This is a genomic window from Microcella frigidaquae, assembly GCF_014200395.1.
GTDB classification, from domain to species: Bacteria; Actinomycetota; Actinomycetes; order Actinomycetales; family Microbacteriaceae; genus Microcella; species Microcella frigidaquae.
Window position 1 is genome coordinate 2,324,946 of the sequence record NZ_JACHBS010000001.1, and the last position, 26,493, is coordinate 2,351,438.

26 protein-coding genes and 1 other RNA gene are annotated in these 26,493 nt (G+C 71.1%); 15 read left to right on the forward strand and 12 right to left on the reverse strand.

From position 1 onward, the window contains the following. Positions 1–39: 39 nt before the first annotated feature. The gene (locus BJ959_RS11420) at positions 40–696 is read right to left on the reverse strand and encodes an SIMPL domain-containing protein (protein WP_153981948.1); all 657 of its coding nucleotides are present in this window, start codon (positions 694–696) and stop codon (positions 40–42) included. 160 nt (positions 697–856) lie between these two features. On the opposite strand from BJ959_RS11420, the gene ssrA reads away from it, so the two are divergent. After that, positions 857–1,228, forward strand: a transfer-messenger RNA (tmRNA) gene (gene ssrA / locus BJ959_RS11425). 42 nt (positions 1,229–1,270) lie between these two features. Here ssrA and BJ959_RS11430 read toward each other — a convergent pair. Further along, positions 1,271–4,141, reverse strand: a complete 2,871-nt coding sequence (locus tag BJ959_RS11430) for an RCC1 domain-containing protein (protein ID WP_153981949.1) — start codon at positions 4,139–4,141, stop codon at positions 1,271–1,273. A 136-nt stretch (positions 4,142–4,277) separates the two neighbouring features. On the opposite strand from BJ959_RS11430, the gene BJ959_RS11435 reads away from it, so the two are divergent. From BJ959_RS11435 to BJ959_RS11455, 5 genes are read left to right on the forward strand one after another with little or no spacing between them, the layout of a single operon-like run. Beyond that, positions 4,278–4,652 carry a YccF domain-containing protein gene (locus BJ959_RS11435; RefSeq protein WP_153981950.1) on the forward strand — a complete coding sequence of 125 codons (375 nt, stop codon included), beginning with the start codon at positions 4,278–4,280 and terminating at the stop codon, positions 4,650–4,652. Continuing rightward, positions 4,649–5,557: an EamA family transporter gene (locus BJ959_RS11440; RefSeq protein WP_153981951.1), complete on the forward strand. Its 909-nt coding sequence runs from the start codon at positions 4,649–4,651 to the stop codon at positions 5,555–5,557. The genes BJ959_RS11435 and BJ959_RS11440 overlap by 4 nt, the downstream gene beginning before the upstream one ends. Positions 5,558–5,604: 47 nt before the next feature. Then, positions 5,605–6,054, forward strand: a complete 450-nt coding sequence (locus BJ959_RS11445; RefSeq protein ID WP_183321985.1) for a hypothetical protein — start codon at positions 5,605–5,607, stop codon at positions 6,052–6,054. Further along, a complete protein-coding gene (locus BJ959_RS11450) occupies positions 6,048–6,317 on the forward strand; it encodes a helix-turn-helix transcriptional regulator (protein ID WP_153981953.1) in 270 nt (89 codons plus the stop codon). The genes BJ959_RS11445 and BJ959_RS11450 overlap by 7 nt, the downstream gene beginning before the upstream one ends. Further along, entirely contained in the window at positions 6,314–7,333 is a 1,020-nt protein-coding gene (locus BJ959_RS11455; RefSeq protein ID WP_153981954.1) for an NAD(P)-dependent alcohol dehydrogenase, read from the forward strand. Before BJ959_RS11450 ends, BJ959_RS11455 begins: the two co-directional genes overlap by 4 nt. On the opposite strand, the gene BJ959_RS11460 is transcribed toward BJ959_RS11455, so the two are convergent. The 5 genes from BJ959_RS11460 to aroA all read right to left on the reverse strand — a co-directional run bounded on the left by BJ959_RS11460 (position 7,323) and on the right by aroA (position 11,766). After that, entirely contained in the window at positions 7,323–7,739 is a 417-nt protein-coding gene (locus BJ959_RS11460; RefSeq protein ID WP_165878980.1) for a septum formation family protein, read from the reverse strand. The genes BJ959_RS11455 and BJ959_RS11460 overlap by 11 nt on opposite strands. 95 nt (positions 7,740–7,834) lie before the next feature. Beyond that, on the reverse strand, positions 7,835–8,350 hold the full coding sequence (locus BJ959_RS11465) for a septum formation family protein (RefSeq protein ID WP_153981956.1): 516 nt from the start codon (positions 8,348–8,350) through the stop codon (positions 7,835–7,837). Between the two features lie 73 nt (positions 8,351–8,423). Beyond that, positions 8,424–9,230, reverse strand: coding sequence for an inositol monophosphatase family protein (locus BJ959_RS11470; RefSeq protein ID WP_153982018.1), 807 nt, complete (start codon positions 9,228–9,230; stop codon positions 8,424–8,426). Between the two features lie 62 nt (positions 9,231–9,292). Beyond that, positions 9,293–10,366 carry a ribosome small subunit-dependent GTPase A gene (rsgA, locus tag BJ959_RS11475; RefSeq protein WP_153981957.1) on the reverse strand — a complete coding sequence of 358 codons (1,074 nt, stop codon included), beginning with the start codon at positions 10,364–10,366 and terminating at the stop codon, positions 9,293–9,295. After that, positions 10,363–11,766: a 3-phosphoshikimate 1-carboxyvinyltransferase gene (gene aroA, locus BJ959_RS11480; RefSeq protein ID WP_153981958.1), complete on the reverse strand. Its 1,404-nt coding sequence runs from the start codon at positions 11,764–11,766 to the stop codon at positions 10,363–10,365. Before aroA ends, rsgA begins: the two co-directional genes overlap by 4 nt. 81 nt (positions 11,767–11,847) lie before the next feature. On the opposite strand from aroA, the gene BJ959_RS11485 reads away from it, so the two are divergent. Together BJ959_RS11485 and BJ959_RS11490 are read left to right on the forward strand one after the other, a co-directional pair. Then, on the forward strand, positions 11,848–12,525 hold the full coding sequence (locus BJ959_RS11485; RefSeq protein ID WP_153981959.1) for a sigma-70 family RNA polymerase sigma factor: 678 nt from the start codon (positions 11,848–11,850) through the stop codon (positions 12,523–12,525). Continuing rightward, a complete protein-coding gene (locus tag BJ959_RS11490; RefSeq protein WP_153981960.1) occupies positions 12,522–12,761 on the forward strand; it encodes a zf-HC2 domain-containing protein in 240 nt (79 codons plus the stop codon). The genes BJ959_RS11485 and BJ959_RS11490 overlap by 4 nt, the downstream gene beginning before the upstream one ends. Before the next feature lie 73 nt (positions 12,762–12,834). On the opposite strand, the gene BJ959_RS11495 is transcribed toward BJ959_RS11490, so the two are convergent. Then, positions 12,835–16,599, reverse strand: coding sequence for a multifunctional oxoglutarate decarboxylase/oxoglutarate dehydrogenase thiamine pyrophosphate-binding subunit/dihydrolipoyllysine-residue succinyltransferase subunit (locus tag BJ959_RS11495; protein ID WP_183321987.1), 3,765 nt, complete (start codon positions 16,597–16,599; stop codon positions 12,835–12,837). A 264-nt stretch (positions 16,600–16,863) separates the two neighbouring features. Here BJ959_RS11495 and BJ959_RS11500 point away from each other — a divergent pair, with 264 nt between their 5' ends. Together BJ959_RS11500 and BJ959_RS11505 are read left to right on the forward strand one after the other, a co-directional pair. Beyond that, positions 16,864–18,210, forward strand: a complete 1,347-nt coding sequence (locus BJ959_RS11500; protein ID WP_153981962.1) for a hemolysin family protein — start codon at positions 16,864–16,866, stop codon at positions 18,208–18,210. After that, on the forward strand, positions 18,207–19,256 hold the full coding sequence (locus BJ959_RS11505) for a hemolysin family protein (protein WP_153981963.1): 1,050 nt from the start codon (positions 18,207–18,209) through the stop codon (positions 19,254–19,256). Before BJ959_RS11500 ends, BJ959_RS11505 begins: the two co-directional genes overlap by 4 nt. A gap of 17 nt (positions 19,257–19,273) precedes the next feature. On the opposite strand, the gene BJ959_RS11510 is transcribed toward BJ959_RS11505, so the two are convergent. Continuing rightward, the gene (locus BJ959_RS11510) at positions 19,274–19,534 is read right to left on the reverse strand and encodes a Txe/YoeB family addiction module toxin (protein ID WP_153981964.1); all 261 of its coding nucleotides are present in this window, start codon (positions 19,532–19,534) and stop codon (positions 19,274–19,276) included. Positions 19,535–19,546: 12 nt separating this feature from the next. Continuing rightward, positions 19,547–19,798: a type II toxin-antitoxin system prevent-host-death family antitoxin gene (locus BJ959_RS11515; RefSeq protein WP_153981965.1), complete on the reverse strand. Its 252-nt coding sequence runs from the start codon at positions 19,796–19,798 to the stop codon at positions 19,547–19,549. Positions 19,799–19,889: 91 nt separating this feature from the next. Here BJ959_RS11515 and BJ959_RS11520 point away from each other — a divergent pair, with 91 nt between their 5' ends. Then, positions 19,890–20,597 carry a hypothetical protein gene (locus BJ959_RS11520; RefSeq protein WP_153981966.1) on the forward strand — a complete coding sequence of 236 codons (708 nt, stop codon included), beginning with the start codon at positions 19,890–19,892 and terminating at the stop codon, positions 20,595–20,597. A 6-nt stretch (positions 20,598–20,603) separates the two neighbouring features. Here the strand turns inward: BJ959_RS11520 and BJ959_RS11525 are convergent, their stop codons facing one another. Next, the gene (locus tag BJ959_RS11525) at positions 20,604–21,758 is read right to left on the reverse strand and encodes an NADH:flavin oxidoreductase/NADH oxidase (RefSeq protein ID WP_341799880.1); all 1,155 of its coding nucleotides are present in this window, start codon (positions 21,756–21,758) and stop codon (positions 20,604–20,606) included. 133 nt (positions 21,759–21,891) lie between these two features. Here BJ959_RS11525 and BJ959_RS11530 point away from each other — a divergent pair, with 133 nt between their 5' ends. From BJ959_RS11530 to BJ959_RS11545, 4 genes are all read left to right on the forward strand, one after another. After that, entirely contained in the window at positions 21,892–22,770 is an 879-nt protein-coding gene (locus BJ959_RS11530) for an ADP-dependent NAD(P)H-hydrate dehydratase (protein ID WP_341799881.1), read from the forward strand. A 20-nt stretch (positions 22,771–22,790) separates the two neighbouring features. Further along, positions 22,791–24,089 (forward strand): glycosyltransferase 87 family protein, encoded by a 1,299-nt coding sequence (locus tag BJ959_RS11535; RefSeq protein ID WP_153981968.1) that lies wholly within the window; start codon positions 22,791–22,793, stop codon positions 24,087–24,089. Beyond that, positions 24,086–24,406, forward strand: a complete 321-nt coding sequence (locus BJ959_RS11540) for a thiamine-binding protein (RefSeq protein ID WP_153981969.1) — start codon at positions 24,086–24,088, stop codon at positions 24,404–24,406. The genes BJ959_RS11535 and BJ959_RS11540 overlap by 4 nt, the downstream gene beginning before the upstream one ends. Before the next feature lie 119 nt (positions 24,407–24,525). Continuing rightward, on the forward strand, positions 24,526–25,743 hold the full coding sequence (locus BJ959_RS11545) for an MFS transporter (RefSeq protein ID WP_207949111.1): 1,218 nt from the start codon (positions 24,526–24,528) through the stop codon (positions 25,741–25,743). Positions 25,744–25,782: 39 nt separating this feature from the next. Here the strand turns inward: BJ959_RS11545 and BJ959_RS11550 are convergent, their stop codons facing one another. After that, on the reverse strand, positions 25,783–26,451 hold the full coding sequence (locus BJ959_RS11550) for a response regulator (protein WP_153981970.1): 669 nt from the start codon (positions 26,449–26,451) through the stop codon (positions 25,783–25,785). Positions 26,452–26,493 lie beyond the last annotated feature (42 nt).

Genomic DNA, 26,493 nt, shown 5'->3' on the forward strand with positions numbered 1-26,493 from the left:
TTACCCCCGGAGCGGGTGTCACGTTCGCTTCGAGAACGCTCACTCCGCGGTGAATCGCGCGTCGACCGCGGCCTCCACCACGATGGCCTGGGGCTGAAGGGTGAACCCACCGCCGGCATCGGCGGCCATCGCCATCGCCTTCTCGAAGCGCGGCTGCGGCCCGCCGCCGTTGCTGCCACCGTCGAGCATTCCCGGGTCGGCGAGGGCCGTCACACGGATGCTCGGCCGCCCCACCGCGGAAGCCAGCGTCTCCGCGGCCTCGACCGCGTCGGCGACCGCCTGGGCCCGCACGTCGGCCCGGGCCGCCGCGAGGCTCGCGTCGGTGAGCGTCCACTCGATGCCGTCGACCGTCAGCAGGGGCTCCCCGACGAGCGCGTCGACGAGTACGGCCGCCGCGTCGCTCGGCGTCAGTGCACGCCCCTGCGCGCTCGCGCGGTGCACGAGCGGCGCCTGGCTGCCGTCGTTGGTCCAGGGGCGCTGGGCGGTCACGGTGAGCTGGTCTACCGACCACTCGATCGCGGAGCCGGCGGCGTGCGACTCGAGCGCCGCGGTGGTGCGGCCGAGGGCCGCGCGCGCGGCTTCGAGCACCGCATCCCGCTCAGGGCCGTCGCTCGCCACGGTGAACCGCACGGTCGCGCGCTCCGGGGCGAGCTCGGCCCGGGCGCTGCCGTGCACGGTGAGGGTGAGGTCGGTCATGGCGGCTCCTTCGCGGGAGGGTCGGTGGTGACGTATACTGTAGGGCTGCGTCCGATATGGCGCATGAACGCCCGGCTCGGCCGGGTACGGCAACTCCACAGTGCGTGACAATGACCCGCTCGAGCGACGCCCTGGCCACCACGGCAACGCGAGCGACCGAGGGGATGATCGGTTTCGACATCGCCTGCGAAACGGTGAGAAGCGGGTCGAGGATGCAGGGTTATCTCGTAAACGATCTCTGCAAACAACAGGTGCCAATGCTAAGCGCACCGACTTCGCTCTCGCCGCCTAAGGCAGAGTAGATAAGTCCGTCAGCCCGGGTTCGTCTCCGCCCCGGTGTCTGGCGTCATCCAGGAGGCTCGCTGCGTGCCTGCGTCTCAGGTGCACGCGGGACTTTCACTGAGGCTGGGCTCGTCGACCTAGGGGTCTGCAACAAAGGTCGGAGCCGAGCAGAACGATTCAGCAGACTACGCCCGTAGAAGGCTCCGGCTCACAGCGATGGACGGGGGTTCAATTCCCCCCATCTCCACCACTGGTCGTTGTCACGCACTGTGGAAACTGCCCTCGCAGGCCACTACCGGCGAGACCGTCGCATGGCCGCGGCCGTGATGCCAGCCGCTAGGAACAGCAGGACCAGCACAACCAGCAGAGGCACGAGCCACGGCGGAACGCCCCAGCCGGCTTCGGCTCCGTCCCCTGTCGAGACGTCGACGGTCGATGGTGTTTCGTCAGATCTCTCGGCGCCTGCTTCTCCATCGTCGGGGGGAGAGGTCTCCGCATCCCCGTCGGTGGGCATCGCGGTGTCGGGCTGCCCGCTGATGGGTGTACTGCTGATGGGTGGGCCGCTGCCAGGTGGATTGCTCACGGGCGGCTCAGGGTCTGGTGCCGGATCTGGCGTCGAAGGCGGGGGAGCGACGTAGATGAAGCGCTCGCCGAGTTGGAGGTCCGGGCGGGCGATGCCATCGACGAGATAGGCGACGGTCACCGTCGTGGCTCCGGGTGCGCCTGCCGGAGTGACCACTCGCGCGCGGGTCTCGCTCAGCCTCGTCAGCGCGGTGCCGGCGACCCCGTCGAACTCGATCGAGGTGATCGTGGTCGTGCCCCCGATTCGGTACGGCGAGACCACCGGGTCTTGATCGTCTCGAGGCCCGACGCCGGTCTGACTCTGCTCGCCGGAGCCCCAGGCGTAGGACTTTCCGTCGAGGCCGATGGCGACCGAGTGGAAGGTGCCCGCGTCGATGGAGGCGAGCCGGACGTCGGGATCGCTGACGGTCGGCACGGCGACACTCGTGTCCCCCTCCCCGTTGCCGAGTTGCCCGTCGTCGTTGCGTCCCCACGCCCACAACCGTCCGAGCTCGTCGAGTGCGAGCGTGGCCGTGTGCCGCGTCGATACAGCGGTGAAGACGGTGGTCGTTGGCGAGAGTTCGGGTACGTCGACGTACTCTCCCGGCGTTGAGCCGTCACCGACCAGAAGCCCGTCCCCCCAACTCCACAGTCGACCTGTACTGTCCAAGGCGACGCCGTGGAACGAGGACATGTCGATGGCCGTAAAGCGGGTGCCACTCGTTACCTGCGTCGGCACATCAACAGGGCCGTGTTCGGGGCCATTTCCAAGTCTCTGGGACGTGTCGGCTCCCCAGGTCCAGATGTTGCCGGCGGCGTCGAGGGCGATAGCGGCCTCGCGCCCGAGCTCGACGGCCGTGAACGTCACGCCCGAGGTGATCTGCTGCGGAACAGGGACGACCCCCACGCCGCCGGGCCCGTTGCCGAGCTCGCCGTAGGCGTCGAGCCCCCAGGTCCAGATGTTCCCCTCACTGTCGAGCGCGGCGGAGTGGAAGTCCCCGGCGCTGATGGCCGTGAACACGACCCCGCTCGAGATGGCGCGCGGCGTCATGACGTCGAAGGGTGCTCCGCCGTCACCGACCTGCCCGTCATCGTTGCGACCCCAGCCCCAGATCGTGCCCGTGTCGTCGAGGGCGAGCGAATGGAGACCCGCCGCGGCGACATCGGTGAAACGTGCTGGCACGGTGATCCGTGTCGGGTAGCGGACGGGGATGGCCCCATCGCCCGTCCCTGCCGAACCCTCGGAGTTCGCTCCCCACCCCCACAGCACGCCGTCCTGATCGATCGCGATCGTGTGCAGGCCTCCGGCGGCGATATCGACCCACTGGCTGTCCTCGGTCACCTGCACCGGCGCATCGACGGGGGCGGATGCGGCACCGTTGCCGAGCTGCGCGAAGGCGTCGCTGCCCCAGGTCCAGACGTCCCCGTTGTCATCGCGGGCGGCACTGAAGTACCCCACGGGTCCGCTCTGCACCGCGATGAGGGTTCGCTGTGTGTCAATCGCGGTCGGTGCGGTCACGTCGGCGCTCCCGGCGCCGTTGCCGAGCTGGGCGTTCCCGTCGTTGCCCCACGCGAGCACCTCGCCCTCCACCGTGATGGCAAGCGAGTGCAGCGCCCCGGCCGAGATCGAGTCCACGGCGGTGACCAGGCCGAGAGGCACGGGCGCCAGGGCGGCATCGGCGGAGCCGGGGGTTCCGAGCTGGCCGTAGGTGTCGTCGCCCCAGGCCCACAGTCCGCCGTCAGTATCGACGGCGAGCGAGTGCCGGTCGCCCGCCGCGACAGCGACGAACCCGCCGCCGCTGGTGATCCTCTCGGGCTCGAGCACGTCGCCCGCATCGACGCCGTTGCCGACCTGCCCGTGGCTGTCGTCGCCCCATGCCCAGAGGTCGCCCTGCTCATCGATCGCGAGGACATGGCGCGCCCCGGCGGCGATGGTGACGAAGGCCGGTGCGCCGGAGACCTCCTGCGGAGAGAGCGCGGGCGCTCCGGCCGAACCGAGACCCAGCTGGCCGTCGGCGTTGCGGCCCCATGCCCAGAGGCCGCCATCGCGATCGAGCGCCAGGCCGAACCGGTCGCCTGCGGCGATCGCCGCGATCTCCGGTACCGCCGGCACGCGGATCGGTGAGCGCGCATCGGTGGTCTCTGCGCCGAGTCCGAGCTGTCCGTCGTCATCGTCGCCCCAGGTGTAGAGGGCGCCGTCAGCGGCGAGCCCCATCGAGGACGAGGTGCCGGCCGCGATCCCGATGAAGAAGGTGTTCCGCGTGCTCTGGTGCGGGATCTCGCGCACGGGGGTCAGCGAACCGTCGCCGAGCTGACCATCAAGGTTCTCGCCCCAGCCCCAGATGTTGCCCTCGGCGTCGATGCCGAGGGTGTGCGAGGCGCCGACGGCCAGGGCGGTGAACGAGTCGGCGCCGGGAACCGGCACGGTGACGGTCGTGCCGCCCGTCGTGGGCCCGCGGTCGGGGGTGAGCGGCACCACGGCCAGAGCCGGTGCGGGTGCGGCCGTCACGAGGATGCTCGCCGCGAGCATCCCGATCAGCCCGCCGCCGATCGCGCGAACGGCACCCCGGCGGGCGGCATGGCGCTGCGGGCTCCAGGTCACGGTCGCCTCCTCGGGCGCGGGCGGGGGTGGTGCCGAGCCGAGCCGCGACGGTGCCGCGCCTCCCTGTTCATGATAGGTCGTCGACTTCCCTCAGGGCGAGGTTCTGACGGTGCTCGGGGCCTGACAGACTGGGCGCATGCGCACCCTCCTCAACATCATCTGGCTCGTGCTCTCGGGGTTCTGGCTGTTCCTCGGTTACGCGGCAGCGGCCCTCGTGATGTTCATCCTCATCGTCACGATCCCGTGGGGCATCGCCGCGTGGCGCATCGGCGTCTACTCGCTCTGGCCCTTCGGCAAGACGATCGTCGACAAGCCGAACGCCGGAGTGTGGTCGGTGCTCGGCAACATCATCTGGGTGATCCTCGCCGGCTGGTGGCTCGCGCTCGCGCACATCACCTCCGCGATCGCCCTGGCCATCACGATCATCGGCATCCCGTTCGCCTGGGCGAACCTCAAGATGGTGCCGGTGGCTCTGCTGCCCCTGGGCAAGGACATCGTCGACCAGCCGTGAGCCTGCGCCACAGCCTGCTGGCGCTGCTCGTCGTCGTCATCTGGGGCGCGAACTTCGTCGTCATCGATGCGGGCCAGGCGGATGTCCCTCCGCTCCTCTTCCTCGCCCTGCGCTTCCTCGTGGTGTGCGTCCCCGCCGTCTTCTTCCTGAAGCCGCCCGGCATCGGCTGGCGTCAGCTGCTGCTCGTCGGCGGCTTCCTGAGCCTCGGCCAGTTCGCGCTGCTGTACCTCGCCCTCGCGCTCGGGATGCCGCCGGGCCTGGCCTCGCTGCTGCTGCAGACGCAGGTCATGTTTTCGCTGGCGGTCGCGGCCGTCGTGCTGCGCGAGCGCCCGACCCGGCGTCAGCTCGTCGGCGTGCTGATCGGCATGGCCGGGCTCGCGGTCGTGATCACCGCGCACACGCAGGCGGCACCGCTGCTGCCCCTCGTCGTCACCCTCGGAGCCGCCCTCGCGTGGTCGATCGGCAACGTGCTCGCCCGGCGGGCGCAGGCGACGTCAGGGCTGTCGCTGGTCGTGTGGTCGGGGCTCGTCGTCCCCCTGCCGGCATTCGCGCTCTCCCTCATCGTCGATTCGCCTCCGGTGGTCTGGGAGGCGCTGACGAGCCTGTCGTGGGTGGCGGTCGGCAGCACGGTCTACACGGCGGTCTTCGCGAGCCTCATCGGCTACGGCATCTGGAACTCGCTGCTCGCGCGCTACCCCACGAGCGCGGTCGTGCCCTTCACGCTGCTCGTGCCCGTGGTGGGCATCCTGACCGCGTGGCTCGTGCAGGGTGAGGTGCCGGCCGTGGCTGAGCTTGTGGGCGGGGCCGTGATGCTCGCCGGTCTGGCGGCGGCGGTGCTGCGGCCGCGCCGCGCAGTGCCGCCCGCGCCGCTCGCGCCGAAAGGGAAAAAAGTCAAGAAAACTTGACATGATGTAATGGCTGCTTTACTCTCGCCATGTCAAGCATTCTTGACATGACCGCGAAGGAGGCCGCCATGGTCTACGAAGAGAAGATCGCCTGGGCCGGGCTGCCCGTCTCGCTGCTCACCCTCATCGGGTACGTCGCGGTGCTGCTGACGCGCGCGTCGTCGACCCCGATGCCCGACACCCCATACGTCGACGCGATGCTCGGCAGCATCGGAGTCGGCGTGATCGTCATGATCGTGATCTCGATCATCGCGGGCATCACCGCGCGCCGAGAGGGGCACGTCCGGGATGTCCGCGACAAGCAGATCGGGGCCCGCGCCGAGTTCACCGCGCGCGGGGTTCTCGTGATCGGCGCGCTCGCCGCGCTGATCCTCGCGATGCTCGAGGCCGACACGTTCTGGATCGCGCAGGCGATCTTCCTGGGCTTCGCCCTCTCGGCGCTGCTCGAGGGCATCACCAAGGTCGCGCTCTATCGCCGGGGGATGGCCGAATGGTGAAGCCGACCAGGGTGACCAACAGCATCCGCGCCCTGCGGTTCGCCGCCGGCGAGCTGACCCAGGCTGAGCTCGCCGAGCGGGTCGGCGTCACCCGGCAGACCATCATCGCCATCGAGCAGGGCAAGTACTCGCCCTCGCTCGAGATCGCCTTCCAGATCGCGCACGCCCTCGGCGTGCGACTCGACGAGGTGTTCAGCTACCCCCTCAGCCCCACCATCGCAGCCGCTCGCGACGGTGCCTCGACCGCAGGAGACCCGGAATGACAACCACCACCGCATCCGCCACGATGACCGCCCTGACCCAGCACGCGTACGGCGGAACCGAGGTGCTGCGCCTCGACCGGGTTCCGACCCCCACGCCGACGGCCGCGCAGGTACTCGTGCGCGTCCTGGCCGTGAGCCCCGACTCGGGCACGATCCACCTCATGAAGGGGGACCCCTTCGCCGTGCGTCTCGCTCTCGGGCTCCGGCGTCCGCGCCAGGCCGTCATCGGGCTTGCCTACGCCGGCATCATCGAGCAGGTCGGCGCGACCGTGCAGGGCCTGGCGGTCGGCGACCGCGTGGCCGGAACCGCCTGGGGTGCTTTCGCCGAGCTCGTCGTGGCCGACCCGTCGAAGCTCGCCCGCATCCCCGACAGTGTCTCGATGACCGACGCCGCGACGCTGCCCGTCTCCGCGAGCACCGCCCTGCAGGCCGTGCGCGACGCGGCGCGCGTCGCACCCGGGCAGGAGGTGCTCGTGATCGGCGCCGGTGGCGGCGTGGGCTCGTTCATGACCCAGCTCGCCGTCGCGGCCGGCGCCCGCGTCACGGGCCTCGCCAGCGCGGCCAAGGCCGAGTTCGTGCGCTCGCTCGGAGCCGAGCGCGTGATCGACTACCGCGCGGTTTCCGACCCGCGCGCGTGGGGGCGCTTCGACGTCGTGATCGACGCCGCCGACGGTCGCGCCCTGCACGTGCTGCGTCGGGCGCTCACCGAGCGCGGCACCCTCGCGATCGTCGGTGCTGACAACGCCGGCGGCCCGTTGCTGCGGGGAAGCGACCGGCAGCTGCGCGCGCTGCTGGTGAACCCGTGGGTGCGCCACCGGCTCGTCCCGGTGATGCAGCGCGAGAACGGCGACGACCTCGCCGAGCTGCTCGCCATGCTGGCCGACGGCACGCTCCGCGCCGCCATCGACGAGGTCGTGCCGCTCGACCGCGCGACGGACACGATCGACCGACTCGCCCGTCAGCAGACGCGGGGCAAGTCCGTCATCGAGCTCGCGCGCGAGCCGATCAGTCGGTGACGCCCCGCAGCGAGCCGGAGACCGGCCCCTCGGGGTCGAAGGCGACGCACAGCACCTCGCGGTCGCCCGCCGCCCAGCTCGCCTCGGTGGGGTAGTAGAAGGCGAAGTCGAGCCGCGAGTCGAGGTAGGGCTCGCCGACGAACTCCTCGAACGCCGGCAGGCAGAGCACCTGCGCCTTGCCCTGCAGCCCCCGCTCTCCGGGATAGGCCGACTCGTTCAGCGTGAAGGCCGCGTACACCTCGCTGTCGTGGGGCTCGGCGCAGGGCACCGTCGGCACGGTGGTGACGGCACCCTCCGCAGTGGCGTCGTCGAGGCAGTCGCCCACCTCGAGGGCGAACGCGTCGGTCTGCTCGTTCGGCTCGACGATCTGCCCCTCGTCATCGCGCACGGGGGCGTCGGAGGGCACGGCGGGGCCGAGGACCGCGCATCCGCCAAGCAGGACGGCGGCGCCGATCGCGACGAGCGCGATCGACGACCGCCGACGCAGGGTGACGAGAATGCTCAGCGCCCGATGTTCTCGAGCGAGCCGGTGACCTGGCCCGCCTCGTCGTAGATGGTGCACAGCACCTCGCGGTCGCCGTTGGCCCAGCTGCCCTCGGTCGGGAAGTAGTAGCTGTAGTAGTAGATCGAGTCGGAGTAGTCGATGCCGACGAAGCCGGGGAATGCCTCGAGGCACGCCGCGTCGGCCTGCTCGATCACCGCGTCGCTGCCGGGGAAGGTGTCGCCGGGGAGGATGTACGAGGCGTAGATCTCGCTGTCGTGCGGCTCGGAGCACGGCACGGTCGGGATCGTCTCGACGGTCTCCGACGCGGTGGCGTCGTTGAGGCAGTCGCCGACCTGGAGGGTGAAGACGTCGGTGCTGTCGTTGCCCTCGACGACCTCCCCGCTGTCATCGCGGGTGGCGGTGCCGCCGCCGAAGGTCGGCAGGAGGCTGCAGCCGGCGAGAGTGAGGCCCGCCGTCGTGACGGCGACGAGGGAGAGGGCGCGCATCCAGGGGGCACGGGTGTCGGTGGTCACGGGAGGCTCTTTTCGTTCAGTGTCGGGGTGGTGAGGTCCCGCACCGGGTACGGGATGCTCACGACGAGCCTACTCAGGGGCGCAGGCGGTGCACCACCTCGTCGTGCAGCAGCCCGTTGGTCGCGAGGGCACTGCCGTGCCAGGGCCCGGCCTCGCCGTCGACCGAGCTGAACCGGCCGCCGGCCTCTTCGACGATCGGCTGCAGCGCCGCCATGTCGTAGGGCTGCAGGTCGAACTCGCCCGCGATGTCGATAGCACCCTCGGCGACGAGCATGTACGACCACATGTCGCCGATCGCGCGGGCACGCCAGACAGAGCGGGTGAGGCCGATGATCTGCTCGAGGCGCCCGGCCTCGTCCCAGCCGGGGAGGCTGTTGTAGCTGAGCACCGCATCCCCGAGCGCGGCGACGCCGCTCACCCGCAAGCGGCGCGGAGCGGCGCCGTTCGCGGCCGCGTGGGCGCCGAGCCCGCGGGCTCCCCACCAGCGCTGCCCGAGTGCGGGCGCGCTGACCACGCCGACGACGGGCACCCGGTCGACCGCGAGGGCGATGAGCGTGCCCCAGATCGGCACCCCCCGCAGGAAGTTCGCGGTGCCGTCGATCGGGTCGATGATCCACTGCCGGCGGGTGCCGGCACCGGTGCCGACTGCCGTGCCGTACTCCTCACCGAGGATGCCGTCGTCGGGGCGCTCGCTCGCGAGACCCTCGCGGATCACCCGTTCGACCGCCTGATCGGCATCCGTCACCGGTGTGCGGTCGGGCTTCGTGCTGACGTGCAGGTCGACCGAGCGGAACCGCGCGAGCGAGACGGCGTCCGCCCGCTCCGCGAGGCTCAACGCGAGGGAGAGGTCGGCCGCGAGATCGGCCTCGAGGTCGGTCACGGGGTCGGCTGTCGCATCGCGCGCGGGGCCGGGGGCGTCATCGGGGGCGGGGGATGCGGAGCTCACGCGTTCAGCGTATCCGCGCCCGCCCGGCCCGCGCCGGGCAGCAGGGTGGCCAGCAGCCGCTGCAGCGAGTCGAGCCGCTCGGCCCCGTGCGCGCCGAGCTCGGCGGCGGCCACGGCCTCCACGATCGCGCAGTCGGGAGCGTCGGGCAGGTGCGTGCAGCCGCGCGGGCAGCGTTCGCCGACCACGGCCAGGTCGCCGAAGGCGCGCAGGATGTTGGCGGTGTCGACGTGGCCGAGCCCGAACGACCGGACGCCGGGGGTGTCGATGATCCAGCCGCCGCCTGGCAGGCGGAGCGACACTGTCGAGGACGAGGTGTGGCGGCCGCGCCCGGTGACCGCGTTGACGACGCCGGTCGCCCGGTGCGCGTCGGGCACGAGCGCGTTGACGAGGGTCGACTTGCCGACACCGGAATGCCCGACGGCGACGGTGGTGCGATCGGCCAGCAGCGCCATGAGCGCGGCGATGGGCGGGTCATCGGAGCGGCTCTCGACCACTCGGAGGTCGAGCCCGCGGAACTGCGCGAGGAACGGGGCGGGGTCGGCGAGGTCGGTCTTCGTCATCACCAGCAGCGGCTCGATGCCCGCGTCGAAGGCGGCCACCAGGTACCGGTCGAGCAGGCGGGGCCGCGGCTCGGGGTTGGCGGCGGCGACGACGATCATCAGCTGATCGGCGTTCGCGACGATGATCCGCTCGACGGCGTCGGTGTCGTCGGCGCTGCGGCGCAGCAGGGTGCGGCGCTCGTGCACGCGCACGATGCGGGCCAGCGAGCCCTCGGCCCCGCTGGTGTCACCGACCAGGTCGACCCGATCGCCGGTGACGATCGCGGTCGAGCGCAGCTCGCGGGCGCGGGTGGTGATGACGGAGCGCTCGGCGGGGGCATCCTCGTCGACGAGGCAGAGGTAGCGCCCGCGGTCGACGGTGACGACGCGGCCGACCACGGCGTCGTCATGGGCGGGCCGCTGCTTCGAGCGGGGCCGGTTCGCCTTCGGGTTGGGGCGCGATCTCACCTGCGACTCGTCGAACTGCCCGTACGGGTCGTCCGGGTCGTCGTCGGGCGGCAGCCAGCTCATGCGGGGTCGGCGCCCTGGTCGAGCATCCCGTGCCACAACTCGGGGAACTGGGGGAGGGTCTTCGCGGTCGAGCCGATGTCGTCGACCCGCACCCCGTCGACGGCCAGGCCGATGATCGCGCCGGCAGTCGCCATGCGGTGGTCCTCGTGGGCGCGCCACGGCCCGCCGTGCAGCGGACGCGGCTCGAGGGCGAGCCCCTCGTCGAGCTCGGTGCACGCACCGCCGAGCCCGGTGATCTCGGCCGCGAGCGCGGCCAGCCGGTCGGTCTCGTGGCCGCGCAGGTGACCGATGCCCGTGATCGTGCTCGGGCTGCTGGCGAGCGCGGCGAGGGCGACCAGGGCGGGAGCGAGCTCGCCGCCGGTCGACAGGTCGAGGTCGACGCCGGGCACGCGGGCTCCGCCCAGCAGCCCCGCCCCGCCGTCGACGATGAGCGCATCGCCCTCGCGCCGCACGGTCGCCCCGAACCGGGGGAGAAGAGTCTCGAGGTCGGCCCCCACCTGCGTCGTGCTCGTAGGCCAGCCCTCGACGGCGACGGTGCCGCCGGCGACGACGGCCGCAACGAGGAAAGGCGCGGCGTTCGAGAGGTCCGGCTCGATCGCGACCTCGCGGGCGCGGATCGGGGCGGACGGCACGACCCAGACGCCCGGCTCAGGGCTCTCGACAGTGACCCCGCGATCGGCGAGAGCGGCGACCGTCATCTCGATGTGCGGCATCGACGGCAGACGCTCGCCGGTGTGCCGCAGCACGAGCCCCTCCGTGAAGCGCGGCGCGGCCAGCAGCAGCCCCGACACGAACTGGCTCGAGGCCGATGCGTCGATCGCGATCTCACCGCCGCGCACGGCTCCGGCGCCCCAGAGGCTGAACGGCAGGGTTCCACGGCCGTCGTCGTTCACGTCGACGCCCAGCGCGCGCAGCGAGTCGATCGTCGTGCGCATCGGCCGTCGGCGCGCGGCCTCGTCGCCGTCGAACGCGACGGGCCCGAGCGCGAGCGCGGCCACGGGGGGCAGGAACCGCATCACCGTGCCAGCGAGTCCGCAGTCGATCGAGGTGCTGCCCGACAGCTCGGCCGGCGGGGTGATGCGCAGGTCGGGACCGTACGCACCGTCGCCGGCGACCTGCTCGATCTGCACACCCAGCGAGCGCAGTGCCTCGATCATGAGCATCGAGTCGCGCGAGTGCAGCGGTCGGCGCAGCAGCGAGGGGCCGTCGGCGAGGGCCGACAGCACGAGCTCGCGGTTGGTCAGGCTCTTCGAGCCCGGCAGGCTGACGCGGGCGGCGAGCGGGCCCGTCGCGCGCGGGGCGAGCCAATCGCCGTCGTCGGGGAGGGCCGCGGAGTCGCCGGGGCGCTGCTCGTCGCCGTAGGGCGAGAACCGGGCGCCGGAATACGTGAAGACCTGCATCGGTTATCAGGGTAACGGCACCGCACCGGTGCCCGAGCGTCGCCCGAGGGCGGCGAAGGCCCCGCATCCGTGAGGAGACGCATGACGACGCTGCTGCTGGATGCTCCGCGCGCGGCCGCTGCCGAGAACCCCTCGCTAGACTCGCGGGCGATGGCTGACACGACCGCTGAGCTCGCCGAGCGCCGCCGCCTCTTCGAGGAGCAGGCGCTGCCCTTCATGGACCAGCTCTACGGTGCGGCCATGCGGATGACCAAGAATCCCGCCGACGCCGCGGACCTCGTGCAGGAGACCTTCGTGAAGGCCTTCGCCGCGTTCGGGCAGTTCGAGCAGGGCACGAACCTCAAGGCGTGGCTCTACCGGATTCTCACCAACACGTTCATCAACGTGTACCGGAAGAAGCAGCGCGACCCCTATCAGGGCACGATCGACGACCTGGAGGACTGGCAGCTCGGCGGGGCCGAGTCAGCCACCTCCAGCGCCTCGCGCTCGGCCGAGGCCGAGGCGATCGACCGCATGCCCGCGAGCGCGGTCAAGGACGCCCTGCAGGCGATCCCCGAGGACTTCCGCCTGGCCGTCTACCTCGCCGACGTCGAGGGATTCGCCTACCAGGAGATCGCCGACATCATGAAGACCCCCGTCGGCACCGTCATGAGCCGGCTGCACCGTGGCCGCCGGCTGCTGCGCGAGCTGCTCGCCGACTACGCGCGCGAGCGCGGGATGACCGCGAGCACCGCCCCGACCCGAAGGAGCACTCGATGACCGACTGCGGCTGCGACAAGGCCAAGGCGGAGCTCGAGGAGTTCCTGCACAACGAGCTGAGCCCTCAGCAGTGCCAGGACATCCGCGACCACATGGCGAACTGCGACGACTGCTCGGCCGAGCACCTCGTCGGCGTCACCCTGACCACGAAGGTCAAGGAGGCGTGCCAGGAGAAGGCGCCCAGCGAGCTGCGCGACATGATCCTCGGCTCGATCGAGCGGCTGGACGCCCGCTAGACCGTCGCGCGCCTCGGCACGTTAACGAGTGCGGCGCCCGCCCGAAGGCGAGCGCCGCATCCCGTGTCACGCGCTAGGCGAGCGCGGCATCCATGATGTCGGCGTGCTCCTGGGCGCTGCGCTTCGTCGACCCCGTCGCCGGCGACGCCGAGGCGGGCCGCGAGACCACGCGCATCGGCTTCATGCCGCGCTTCTGCGTCTCAAGCGCGAGGAACGGCCACGCACCCTGGTTCTCGGGCTCGTCCTGCACCCACACCACCTCGGCGTTCGGGTACCGGTCGAGGGCCGCGCGCAGCTGCGCCTCGGGCAGCGGGTAGTACTGCTCGAGCCGCACGAGGGCCGTGCCGGTCGTGCCGCGCTTCTCGATCTCGCTCTTGAGGTCGTAGTGGATCTTGCCCGCGTGCAGCAGAACCCGGCGCACGGCGCCGGCATCCGTCACCGTGACGTCGTCGATGACCGGCTCGAACCGGCCGTTCGTGAAGTCGGCGATCTCGCTGGTCGCGCCGCGCAGGCGCAGCATGGCCTTCGGGGTGAAGACGACGAGCGGGCGGCGCGGGCGTGCGTAGGCCTGGCGACGCAGCAGGTGGAAGTACGACGCGGGCGTCGACGGCCGCGCGATCGTCATGTTCTCCTCCGCCGCGAGCTGCAGGAACCGCTCGATGCGCGCCGAGGAGTGGTCGGGACCCTGGCCCTCGTAGCCGTGCGGCAGCAGCAGCACGACGCTCGAGCGCTGGTTCCACTTCTGCTCGGCCGACGAGATGAACTCGTCGATGATCGTCTGCGCGCCGTTGGCGAAGTCGCCGAACTGGGCCTCCCACAGCACGAGCGCGTCGGGGCGCTCGACCGAGTAGCCGTACTCGAAGCCCATCGCCGCGTACTCGCTCAGCAGCGAGTCGTAGATCCAGAACTTGGCCTGGCTCTCGCTGAGGTTCGCCAGCGGCAGCCACTCCTGGCCGTTGACGCGGTCGTGCAGCACGGCGTGGCGTTGCACGAAGGTGCCGCGGCGCGAGTCCTGCCCGGCCATGCGCACGGGGGTGCCCTCCATGAGCAGCGAGCCGAGGGCGAGGAGCTCGCCGAAGCCCCAGTCGATCTGACCGTCGCGGCTCATCTCGACGCGCTTCTTGAGCATCGCCTGCAGCTTGCCGTGCACGGTGAAGCCGGCGGGCATGTTGTCGTGCGCGTCGCCGATATGCCGGATGACCGCCACGTCGACCGCGGTCGACTCGGGCTCGGCGACCCCGTCGTCGGGGTGCTGGGTCGCCGTGCCGCCGACCACCGGCAGGGTGCCGGTCTGCGCGGCGTGGGTCTCGGCGAAGGCGACCTCGAGGCGGTCCTGGAAGTCGCGGTGCGCGGCCTCGAACTCCTCCTCGGTGATGTCGCCGCGCCCGACCAGCGCCTCGGTGTAGAGCGTGCGCACGCTGCGCTTGGCCTCGATGAGGTTGTACATCAGCGGCTGGGTCATCGAGGGGTCGTCGCCCTCGTTGTGGCCGCGCCGGCGATAGCAGACGAGGTCGATGACGACGTCGCGGTTGAAGTGCTGGCGGTAGGCGAACGCGATCTCCGCCACGCGCACGACGGCCTCGGGGTCGTCCCCGTTGACGTGGAAGATCGGCGCCTGGATGGTCTTGGCGACGTCGGTCGAGTAGGTCGACGAGCGGCCCTCACCGGGAGGCGTCGTGAAGCCGACCTGGTTGTTGATGACGACGTGAATGGTGCCGCCTGTGCGGTAGGCCCGCAGCTGGCTGAGCTGCAGGGTCTCGAGCACGACACCCTGACCCGCCATCGCCGCATCGCCGTGCACGAGAACGGCCATGGTGCTGAACGAGCCGTCGCCCTTGCGGTCCTGCTTCGCCCGCACGATGCCCTCGAGCACGCCGTTGACGGCCTCGAGGTGCGAGGGGTTGGCCGCGAGCGACACCGCCACCTGCTGGCCGGTCATCGCCGTGAAGACGCCCTCGGTGCCGAGGTGGTACTTCACGTCGCCCGAGCCCTGCACCGACTTCGGGTCCTGCGTGCCCTCGAACTCGCGGAAGATCTGGCCGTAGGTCTTGCCCGCGATGTTGGCGAGCACGTTGAGGCGACCGCGGTGGGCCATGCCGATGGCGACCTCGTCGAGCCCCTGCTCGGCGGCGCCCTGCAGCACCTCGTCGAGCAACGGGATGACGCTCTCGCCGCCCTCGAGGCTGAAGCGCTTCTGACCGACGTACTTGGTCTGCAGGAAGGTCTCGAACGCCTCAGCCTGATTGAGCTTGCCCAGGATTCGCATCTGCTCGTCGTGCGTGGGCTTCTGGTAGGGCTTCTCCAGGCGCTCCTGGAACCAGCGGCGCTGCTCCGGCTCCTGGATGTGCATGTACTCGATGCCGACCGTGCGGCAGTAGGTGTCGCGCAGCACGCCGAGGATCTCGCGCAGCAGCATCGTGCGCCGGCCGCCGAAGCCGCCGGTGACGAACTCGCGGTCGAGATCCCAGAAGGTCAGCCCGTGGCTCGAGATGTCGAGGTCGGGGTGGCTGCGCTGGCGGTACTCGAGGGGGTCGACGTCGGCCATCAGGTGGCCGCGCACGCGGTAGGCGTTGATCAGCTCGTGCACGCGGGCGGTCTTGTTGATCTCGTCGGCGAGATCGACGTGGATGTCCTGGGCCCAGTGGATCGGGTCGTAGGGGATCCGCAGGTCGGCGAAGATGTCCTCGTAGAAGTTGCGCTCGCCGATGAGCAGCTCGTGCACCTTCTTCAGGAACTCGCCCGACCCGGCACCCTGGATGACCCGGTGGTCGTAGGTGCTGGTCAGCGTGACGGTCTTGCCGATGCCGAGGTCGGCGAGCGTCGCCTGCGACATGCCCTGGAACTCGGCCGGATACTCGAGGGCGCCGGCGCCGATGATCGCGCCCTGCCCCTTCATGAGGCGCGGCACCGAGTGCACAGTGCCAATACCGCCCGGGTTGGTCAACGAGATCGTGTTGCCCTGGAAGTCGCCGGCGACGAGCTTGTTGTCGCGCGCGCGCTTGACGACGTCCTCGTACGCGACGAGGAAGTCGCCGAAGCCCATCGACTCGCACTTCTTGATGCCGGGCACCATGAGGGCCCGCGTGCCGTCGGGTTTGGGCAGGTCGATCGCGATGCCCAGGTTGATGTGGGCGGGGGTGACGACGACGGGCTTGCCGTCGATCTCGTCGTAGTAGACGTTCTGGCTCGGGAACTCGCGCAGGGCCCGCACCATCGCCCAGGCGATGAGGTGCGTGAAGCTGACCTTGCCGCCGCGGGCACGCTTGAGGTGGTTGTTGATGACGATGCGGTTGTCGATCATCAGCTTCGCGGGGATGGTGCGCACGCTCGTTGCGGTGGGCACCGCCAGGCTCGCATCCATGTTGCTGGCGAGCGTCTTCGCCATTCCCTTGAGCGGCGTGACGATGTCGTCGAGCTCGCCATCGCCGTCGGCATCGACGTGCGCCGGGCCGGCGGGCGCCGGCGCCTGCGCGGGGATCGGCGTCGGCTGCGGGGCGATCGAGGTCGTGCGGGCCACCGGGTGGCTGCCGGTCGCGGGGGAACTCGCCACCGGCGCGCTGGCGGCCACCGGCGCGCTGGCGGCCGCGGGGGCCGGTGCTGTCTCGGCGGGTGCCGCTGGCGCGGGGGCGACGGATGCCGCTGCCGGGGCCTCGTTCACTGCGGCCGCGCCGCCGGTCGTGGAGGCGTGGTACTTCTCGAGAATGGGCCACCACGACGGGTCGACGCTGTTCTTGTCGACCTTGTACTGCTCGTACAGCTCGTCCACGAGCCACTCGTTGGCCCCGAATTCGCCCGCGGCGTTGCCGTCAGGGCCGACTCCGGTCACTTGGCTTGACACAGCCGACCGCCCACTTTCAATTCGCATCGATGGGTCTTGATCTGACGGCGCCGTCCCTGGCGTCGCCCGGACAAGCTTAACCGTTCTTGACCGCTGTTCCCGCCTCCGCGGGTCATCCGACGGCTTAATTCCTCGCCTTCTTTCCCGGTGCCCTCTGCAGGGGCCGTGGATATACTGCTCACGTTATGGAGCCTCCGAGTCCGGGCCACGCGCCCGCCCCCGACGAACCCAGCCATAGACCCTCGCCGATGAGGGGAGGCGCGCATGGGCTCTGAGTGGATCGGAGTGCTCGCGGGCATCGTCCTGACCATCGGCACTGGTTTCTTCGTGGCGAGCGAGTTCTCGCTCATCAATCTCGATCGCTCCGAGCTCGAGGCCCGTCAGGCGCGCGGTGAGAAGCGCCTCGGCCCAACGATCGCAGCGCTCAAGATCACGTCCACGCACCTGTCGAGCGCGCAGCTGGGCATCACGCTCACGACGCTGCTCACGGGCTTCCTCATGGAGCCGGCCATCTCGAGCTTGCTCGCCGGGCCGCTCACGGCGACCGGCCTGCCTGCCGCGGCCGTACCGGTCGTCGGCTCGATCACCGCCGTCGTGCTCGCGACGCTGCTGTCGATGATCGTCGGCGAGCTCGTTCCGAAGAACTTCGCGCTGAGCCTGCCGCGGCAGACGGCGAAGGTCGTCGTGCCGTTCCAATGGGCGTTCACGACCGTCTTCCGGCCGGCGATCCTGCTGCTCAACGGCTCGGCGAACGCCATTCTCCGCTCGATGGGCGTCGACCCCAAGGAGGAGTTGAGCGGTGCCCGCACGGCGGAGGAGCTGTCGTCACTCGTGCGCCGTTCGGCCAGCCAGGGCAGCCTCGACCACGACACGGCCACGCTGCTGTCGCGCACGCTCGCGTTCTCGCAGCTCACGGCGGCCGACGTGATGACGCCCCGTCCGCGCGTCGAGGCGGTCGAGCGCGGCGACTCCGCGCTGGCCGTCATCGAGCTGGCGCGCCGCACGGGCCACTCGCGCTTTCCCGTGATCGACGAGTCGATCGACGACATCGTCGGCATCGTGCACGTCAAGCAGGCGGTGGCGGTGCCGCGCGACCGTCGCGCCGAGGTTCCGGCATCGGCCCTGCAGAGCGAGGCGCTTCGGGTTCCCGAGACGATGGTGCTCGACACCTTGCTCGCCGAGCTGCGCGGCCGCGGGTACCAGATGGCGATCGTCGTCGACGAGTACGGCGGCACCGCCGGCGTCACGACGCTCGAGGACCTGGTCGAGGAGCTTGTTGGCGAGGTGAGCGACGAGCATGACCGCGCACGGGTCGACGTCGTGCGCTCGCGCAACTGGCTGACCTTCCCCGGCATCCTGCGCCCCGACGAGCTGCTCGACCGCGCCGGTGTCACGGTTCCCGACGATGGCCCGTGGGAGACCGTCGGCGGGTACCTGATGGCCGAGCTCGGGCGCCTTCCCGAGGTGGGAGACACCGTCGAGATCGCGTCGGGAACCTTTCGCATCGAACGATTGGATGGCCGCCGTATCGACCGTGTTCGCTTCACCCCTGTCGCTACGGGTGAGATCGCCCTGCCGGCCGCGGCCGCCGACGAGGGGGGTGCCCGATGACCGAGGCCGACTGGTGGGGCATCGCGTGGCTGTTCGTGCTGCTCGCTGCGAACGCGTTCTTCGTCGGTGCCGAGTTCGCGGTCGTGGCGGCGAAGCGCTCGCAGGTCGAGCCGCGCGCCGAGGCCGGCTCGCGGGCCGCGAAGACGGCTCTTTGGGCCATGGAGCACGCGACCCTCATGCTCGCCACCTGCCAGCTGGGCATCACGATCTGCTCGCTGCTAATCCTGAACGTCTCCGAGCCGGCCATCAAGCACCTGCTCGAGATCCCGCTCGGCCTCACCGGCCTCAGCGCGGAGTGGATCGCCGGCATCGCCTTCACGATCGCCCTGCTGCTGGTGACCTACCTGCACGTCGTGTTCGGCGAGATGGTGCCGAAGAACCTGTCGTTCTCGCTGCCGACGCGCGCGGTGCTGATCCTCGCGCCGCCGCTGGTGCTGGTGTCGCGCATCTTCGGCCCCGTCATCCGCGCGCTCAATGCGATCGCGAACGGCGTGCTGCGCGCGTTCCGCGTCGAGCCGAAGGATGAGGCGGCGAGCGCCTTCACCCTCGACGAGGTCGAGACCATCGTGCGCCAGTCGACGCGCGAGGGCCTGCTGACCGACACGACGGGGGCCCTCAGCGCCGCGTTCGAGTTCACGAACAAGGTGGTCGCCGATGTGGCGCTGCCGATGGATGCCCTCACCTCGCTGCCCGACGATGCCAGTGCTCTCGACGTCGAGCGCGCGGTCGCCCAGCGCGGGTTCAGCCGCTACGTGCTCGTCGACGACGCGGGCGAGCCCACCGGCTACCTGCACCTGAAAGACGTTATCGACCTGCCCGACGACGAGCTCGACGACCCCGTGCCGCCGAAGCGGATCCGCCGCCTCGTGTCGATCCTCGCGACCGCGGAGCTGGAGGACGCGCTCGCCGTCATGCGGCGCACGGGCGCGCACGTCGCCCGTGCGGCTGACGCCGAGGGTCGCACGACCGGCGTGCTCTTCCTCGAGGACATCATCGAGGAGCTCGTCGGCGAGGTGCAGGACGCGACGCAGCGCCGCGGCCGGTAGCAGTCGAGCGACAGCGGTCAGTAGTGCAGGCGCGCCTGCAGGATCACGATGTGGTCGTCGGTGACGAGATACACGAGCCGGTGGACGTCGTCGATGCGGCGTGACCACGCCCCGGAGAGGATGTGCTTGAGCGGTTCCGGCTTGCCGATGCCAGCGAACGGGTCGCGCTGGACGTCGGCGATGAGCTGGTTGAGGCGCTTGAGCGTCTTGCGGTCCTGGGTCTGCCAGTACACGTAGTCGTCCCACCCGTCCGGGTCGAAGGCGACGGTGCGGCTCATGGTCGAACCGTTCTAGTCGTCGGTGAGCGTGCGCTGCTCGAACTCTCCACGCCTCGCGCGCTCAATCGCGGCGAGCAGGCGCTCGGCGTTCGCGGGGTTGCGCAGAAGGTACGCGGTCTCGGTCATGGCGTCGTAGTCGGCCTTCGACAGGATGACCGCGTTGCCGTGCTTCGAGACGACCTCGACCGCGCTGTGGTCGTCGTTGACCTGCTGGATGATGCCGAAGAGCGTCTTGCGCGCTTCGGTGGCGCTGATCGCGGTCACGGGCACCTCCTGGGTGGTACCGGATACTGTACCACTAGTGATGAGCCATGTGTGAGAGGGTCATCGTCAATGATTCGAGAGGGGAGGGTGGGTGGAACAGCCATGGTTCGATGAGGCGACGGGTCGGGTCGACGTCGAGGCGTTCGAGCGTTTCATGGAAAAGGGTCGGCTCGAAGGCCTCGGATTCGTTCCAGGCCCGCTCGTGTCAGCGCACGCTCTCAGGGTCGAGCGGCAGAAACGTCGACCGACACGGACCCTCGTGCAGTTCGTCCTCGACTGCGACCGTGACGGTCCTTCAGCCGTGGGTGATCTCACGAGTGTCGATGACTACCCGTTCGAGGCGCGAAGCGAGACCCGCGCCCCGGTGGTTTACCGATCGACCAACCCCGCCCACCGGATGCTCCACGGAGCCGTTGACTTTCGCTTCGACGATGTTGATGGCACACGAGCAATCTCACCTGCTGAGATTCAGGCGCTGATCCACGCCCCGCGGGCCACGCCATGCTGGGCGCCCTTCGCGCTTGAGGCTCACCATGATGACGCGCCTCCGGGAATCGCGGCGTACTCTCTGCTTGTTGAGCGCGTGGGCCGCACCTTCTCGCAGGAGCTCTACTACTTCTTGGCTCGCGGACACGACGACGCCCTTGCTGTGTCGTTCACGGTCGGGCAGGACGATCCCGCAGTCGACGGTGAGGCGGAGGTCCGCCGACTTCTCTACTTCACCGGCTTCACCGGACCATGGCACGGCCAAGTGCTCTTCGAGCACGCCGTGATTGACGCGAGCGAGCCCGCACGCTGACGAGGCTCAGCGGTAGGCGCGGCGGTACTGCGGCGGCGTGCCGACGGGCACTCCGTCGACCTCGACGCCGAGGGCGCGAGCGAAGCGCAGGGCCGCGTGCGGGTCGCGCATGAACTCGCGGCCCATCATGACGGCGTCGGCACGGCCGGAGGCGACGATCTCCTCGGCCTGGGCGGGCTCGGTGATGAGCCCGACCGCGTTGACGAGCACGTCGCCCTCGCGGCTCACCGTCTCGGCGAAGGGCACCTGGTAGCCGGGGCCCACCTCGATGCGCGCGCGCACGAGACCACCCGAGGAGATGTCGAACAGGTCGGCCCCCGCATCCTGCGCCCAGGCGGCGACGATGGCGGTGTCGTGCTCGTTCCACCCCGCCAGGCCCGAGTCGGCGAGGTCGTGCGCGGCGAGCCAGTCGTCGTCGACCCAGTCGCTCGCCGAGAACCGCACGAGGATCGGCACGTCGACGGCGGCGCGCACCGCGCGCACGATGTCGAGCAGCAGGCGGGCGCGGTTCTCGAGGCTGCCGCCCCACTCGTCGTCGCGGCGGTTCGACAGCGGCGAGAGGAACTGGTGCAGCAGATAGCCGTGGGCGGCGTGGATCTCGACCAGGTCGAAGCCCGCCTCGACGCTACGGCGCGCGGCAGTCGCGAACGCCGTCACGAGGTCGTGGATGCCCTGCGCATCGAGCGCGACCGGCTCGGCGTACCCCTCGAACGCGATCGCCGAGGCCGACACGGTCTGCCAGCCGCCGAGCTCGACGGGCACCGTGCCCGAGCCGGAGGCGCCGGTGCTCATCGCGCCCCACTCGGGGTAGACGGAGGCCTTGCGCCCGGCGTGCGCCAGCTGGATGCCCGCGGCCGCGCCCTGCGTGTGGATGAAGTCGGTGACGCGGCGCCAGGCGGCGACCTGCGCGTCGTTCCAGATGCCGGTGTCGTGCGGGCTGATGCGCCCCTCTGGGACGACCGCGGTCGCCTCGGCGACGACGAGGCCCGCACCGCCGCGGGCGAACGAGCCGAGATGCACGAGGTGCCAGTCGGTCGGCACGCCGTCCTGCTCGACGACCGTGTACTGGCACAGCGGGGACACCCAGAGGCGGTTGCGCAGGGTCAGCTCACCGGGCAGCGCGGGGCGGAGGGTCAGGGGGGAGAACAGTGCGGAGGTCACGCTGAGAGTCAAGCCGATGCGGCCGGGGTGTATTCCGGGCAGCGTCTTCCGGGCGCTGTGTTCCGGGCGGCGGATGCGCTCCGCGGGCCGCGGGACCCTCCCGGCCCGCGCGGCCGGTCGGTAGGGTGACCGCGTGAGCGACGAGCGCGAGCTGACCCCGGCTGAGGCCGCCGCCCTCGTGCGCGTGCCGACGCCCGACCACGCCAAGTACGCGCGGGGCGTGCTCGGCATGCTGACCGGCTCGAGCCGGTATCCGGGCGCCGCGGTGCTCGGAGTCGAAGCCGCGCTGCGCACCGGCGTGGGCATGGTGCGGTACCTCGGGCCCGCGCGGGCTGCCGACCTCGTGCTGCAGCGCCGCCCCGAGGCCGTCACGGCGCCGGGCCGCGTGCAGGCGTGGGTCATCGGGTCGGGCATGGGCCTGCTCAGTGCGGCCGCCGACGGGGAGATCGAGGAGGCCCCCGAGCCGGAGACCGCCGAGCGGGTGCGGGGGGCGCTCGCGAGCGGGCATCCGCTGATCATCGACGCCGGGGCGATCGCGCCGACCGTGCTCGCCGCCGCGCGCGGACCGGTCATCATCACCCCACACGCGGGCGAGCTCGCGCGCCTCTCGGGGGTCGACGTCGCCGCCGTGCGCGCCGACCCGGGCGCCGCGGCGCGGGCGGCGGCCGCGCGCTTCGGCGTCGCCGTGCTGCTCAAGGGCCACACCACGCGCGTCGTCGCGCCCGGCGGGCCGATGCTCGTCGCGCGGCAGGCTCCCACGTGGCTTGCGACCGCGGGGGCGGGGGATGCTCTCGCGGGCATCCTCGGAGCCCTCACCGCGACGCACGCCGCCGCCACACTCGCCGGCCAACCCGTCGATCTGCCGCAGCTCGCCCGCCTGGGCGCGGCGGCCGCCGTGCTGCACGGACTCGCCGCCGCGCGCGCGTCGGCGGGCGGCCCGCTCACCGTGCTCGACCTGTGCGCGGCGCTGCCCGCGACCGTCGCGGCGCTGCTCGACGCCGCCGACCGCTGAGCCGCCAGTACCCTCGAGGTATGGCCGCGCCCGCTGACACGTTGCTTCGTGCCCGGCGCCTCGCGACCGTCGTCGGCGGCAGCGCGATCACCCTCTGGCTGGTATTCGGCGCCGTGCACCTCTGGCTCGGCTACCTCAACCTGTACGGCCCCGGCCTGCCGATGGGTGACGTCACCTACGTCTACCTGTTCTGGGTCGAGCGCGGCCTGCTCGGCAACGAGTGGGTCGGCATCGACACCTCGTGGGTGTACCCGCTGCTGGCCCTCGTGCCGATGCTCGCCGCCTACCTGTTCGGCCCCGCGCTCTACGGCTCGATGTGGCTGACCATCGTGATGATGCTCAACGCGGTCGCCCTCGTCGCCATCATCGGCGTGCAGGAGCGCGCCCGCCACGCCGCCATCGCCTGGTGGTGGATGCTCTTCCTCGTGCTGCTCGGCCCCATCACGCTCGGCCGCATCGACGCCATCACGGTGCCCGTCGCTGTCGTTGCCGTCATGCTCATCGCGCGGCACCCGAAGTGGGGCGGCGCCCTGCTCGCCGTCGGCGCCTGGATCAAGGTGTGGCCCGCCGGGGTGCTGCTCGCCGCGCTCATCGCCCTCCGTGAGCGTGGCGCCGTCATGGCCGCGGCGGTCGGCACCTCGATCGTGGTCGTCGCGGCGGGCATCGCGCTCGGCGGCGCCTCCGCTCTGCTGACGCCGATCACCGAGCAGACCGGCCGCGGCCTGCAGGTCGAGGCGCCGATCTCGACCGTGTGGCTCTGGGCCGCCGCCGCGGGGGAGTGGGCAGGTCGGGTGTACTACGACCAGGGCATCCTGACCTGGCAGGTCGACGGCGCCGGCAGCGCGCAGGCGGCCGCGCTCATGACCCCGCTGCTCGCCCTCGTCGTCGCCGTGATCGCCGCGCTCGGGCTCATCGCCGTGCGCCGAGGCGTCGACGATGTCGTGCTCTTCCCCGTGCTGGCGCTCGCGCTGGTCATGGCGCTCATCAGCGTCAACAAGGTCGGCTCGCCGCAGTTCGCCACCTGGATCGCCGTGCCCATCGTGCTCGGCCTCGCCTGGCAGCGCTGGGGCGGCGTCTCGTTCCGGATTCCGGCCGCCCTCGCGCTCGTTATCGCCGCCCTCACCCAGGTCGTCTACCCGGTGCTGTACGGCACCCTGCTGGCGCTCGAGACGGGCATGCTCGTCGTGCTCACGGCCCGCAACCTGCTCTACCTCGTGCTGCTGGGCTGGGCGGTCGGTCAGCTCGTCGTGCTGTGCTGGCGGCCGGCCCGCGCCGCCGCGCTCGAGCCCGTTCGTGCTCAGGAAGGAGCATCCGCGTGATCGTCGCGTTCTCGGTCGCCCCCTCGGTCAGCTCGTCGTCGGATTCGGTACACGACGCGGTCGCGGCCGCCGTGCGCATCGTGCGCGCCTCGGGCCTGCCCAACCGCACCTCGTCGATGTTCACCGAGATCGAGGGGGAGTGGGACGAGGTGATGGCCGTCGTGAAGGCCGCCACCCTCGCGGTCGCCGAGCACGGCACGCGCGTCTCGCTCGTGCTCAAGGCCGACTACCGCCCCGGCCACACGGGCGAGCTCGACGGCAAGGTGCAGCGGCTCGAGCAGGCGCTCGCCGCCACCGAGGCGGAGGGCACCGCGTGACCGTCTCGACCGCCAGTGTTCCGATCATCGATGAGGCCGCGGCGGCCGCCTACGCCGCGCAGCAGCGCGCGCACGATGAGGCCTACCGACGCGCGCACGGAGGCGCCGACCGGCCGCCGCTGAGCCGCACCCGGGTGTATGCCGCGCTGCTCGCGCTGGCTCTCGGCGGCTTCGGCATCGGCTCGACCGAGTTCGTGGCGATGGGACTGCTGCCCGACATCGCGCGCGATCTGCTGCCCGGTCTCTATGCGAGCAACGCAGAGGAGGCGATCGGCCAGTCGGGCTGGGTCATCACCGCGTACGCCCTCGGCGTCGTCGTCGGCGCACCGATCATCGCCGCACTCGGCGGCCGCATGCCGCGCCGCCGGCTGCTGCTCTGGCTCGCCGCCGGGTTCACCGTCGGCACGATCGCCTCGGCCACCCTGCCGACCTTCGAGCTCGTCATCGCCGCGCGATTCCTTGCCGGCCTGCCGCACGGGGCCTACTTCGGCGTCGCCGCGCTGGTCGCCGCGAGCATGATGGGGCCCGGAAAACGCGGGCAGGGCGTCGCCCTCGTGCTGAGCGGCCTCACGGTCGCGACTGTCATCGGCGTGCCGGTCATCACCGCGGTCGGTCAGGCCGCCGGGTGGCGCGCCGCCTACCTCCTGGTCGCGGCACTGTTCGCGGCGACGTTCGTCGCGGTGCGCATCCTCGTGCCCTGGCAACCCGGCGACGCGAACTCGACCGTCCGTCGCGAGCTCGCGGCCTTCGGCAGTCTGCAGGTCTGGGTGGCGGTCGCCGTCGGCGCGATCGGCTTCGGCGGATTCTTCGCCGTCTACAGCTACATCGCGCCCATGGTGACCGATGCGGCCGGGATGCCCTCCGCGACGGTGCCGTGGGTGCTGGCCGGCATGGGCACGGGCCTGACGATCGGCAACATCATCGGTGGCCGCCTCGCCGACGCAGGCACCTCGCGCGCCATGTTCATCGGCTTCGGCGGCCTGATCGGCGCGATGGTGATCGTCGGTCTCGCCGGTCAGTACCCGGTGGGCCTCGTCGCCGGAACCTTCCTCGTCGGGTTCATGGCGGCGATCCTGTCGCCGGTGATCCAGACGAGGCTTATGGATGTCGCGGGCGACTCGCAGACGCTCGCGGCCGCGCTCAACCACTCGGCGCTGAACGTCGGCAACGCGCTCGGCGCCTTCCTCGGCGGGCTCGTGGTCGCGGCCGGCTGGGGATACCTGACGCCCGCGTGGGTGGGGCTGCTGCTCGCGCTCGGCGGCACCGTGCTCGCGGTGGTGAGCGTCGCGCTCGAGCGCCAGGTCTCTCGGGGTGCTCGAGGGGCGAGTGCGGGGTGACCGTCGCGGGGTGACCGGCGAGGCGGCGCCGGGTGACGCTTAGATTCCGCCGCCCCCGGAGGGAGCATCCACCAGGATGCCGTCGGCGATCGCCTGCTTGCGCAGCGCGACCTTCGTGCCCACGTCGATGCCCGCGATGCGGTACTTCTCGCGGATGCGCTTCAGGTAGCTCTTCGCCGTCTCCTCCGAGATGCCGAGCTGGTAGGCGACCGTCTTCACCGGCTCGCCCGCACCGTAGAGCGCCATCACGCGGCGCTCCTGCGCGCTCAGGCGCGGCGAGCCGCCGATGTCAGCGGCGTTCAGAGCCAGATCGAGCTCGGCCGAGATGAACGACTCGCCGATCCGCGCGGCGCGGATCGCCTCGACGATCATGCCCGCGTCCTCGCTCTTCACCAGGTAGCCCAGGGCTCCGGCGTTGAGGGCCTCGCGCACCACGTTGGGCTCGCTGTAGGTGCTCATGAGCACGACCCGCACGTTCATCGACGTGAGTGTCTGGATCTTGAGCGAGACCGGGATGTTGTCCTTGAGGTCGAGGTCGAGCAGAACGACATCGACGGGGAAGGCCGGGTGCGACAGCAGGTCGGGCCACGACGCGACGGCGGCGACCATGTCGATGTCGTCCGCGGCCTGGCGGATCCACTCGGTGAGGGCGCCCAGGAGCATGCGGTGGTCATCGACCAGGGCCAGGCGGATCAGCGGCTGCGCCATCGCCCCCTCCTTTCACCGCGCGGTGTCGTGCGGAGCTGTCGT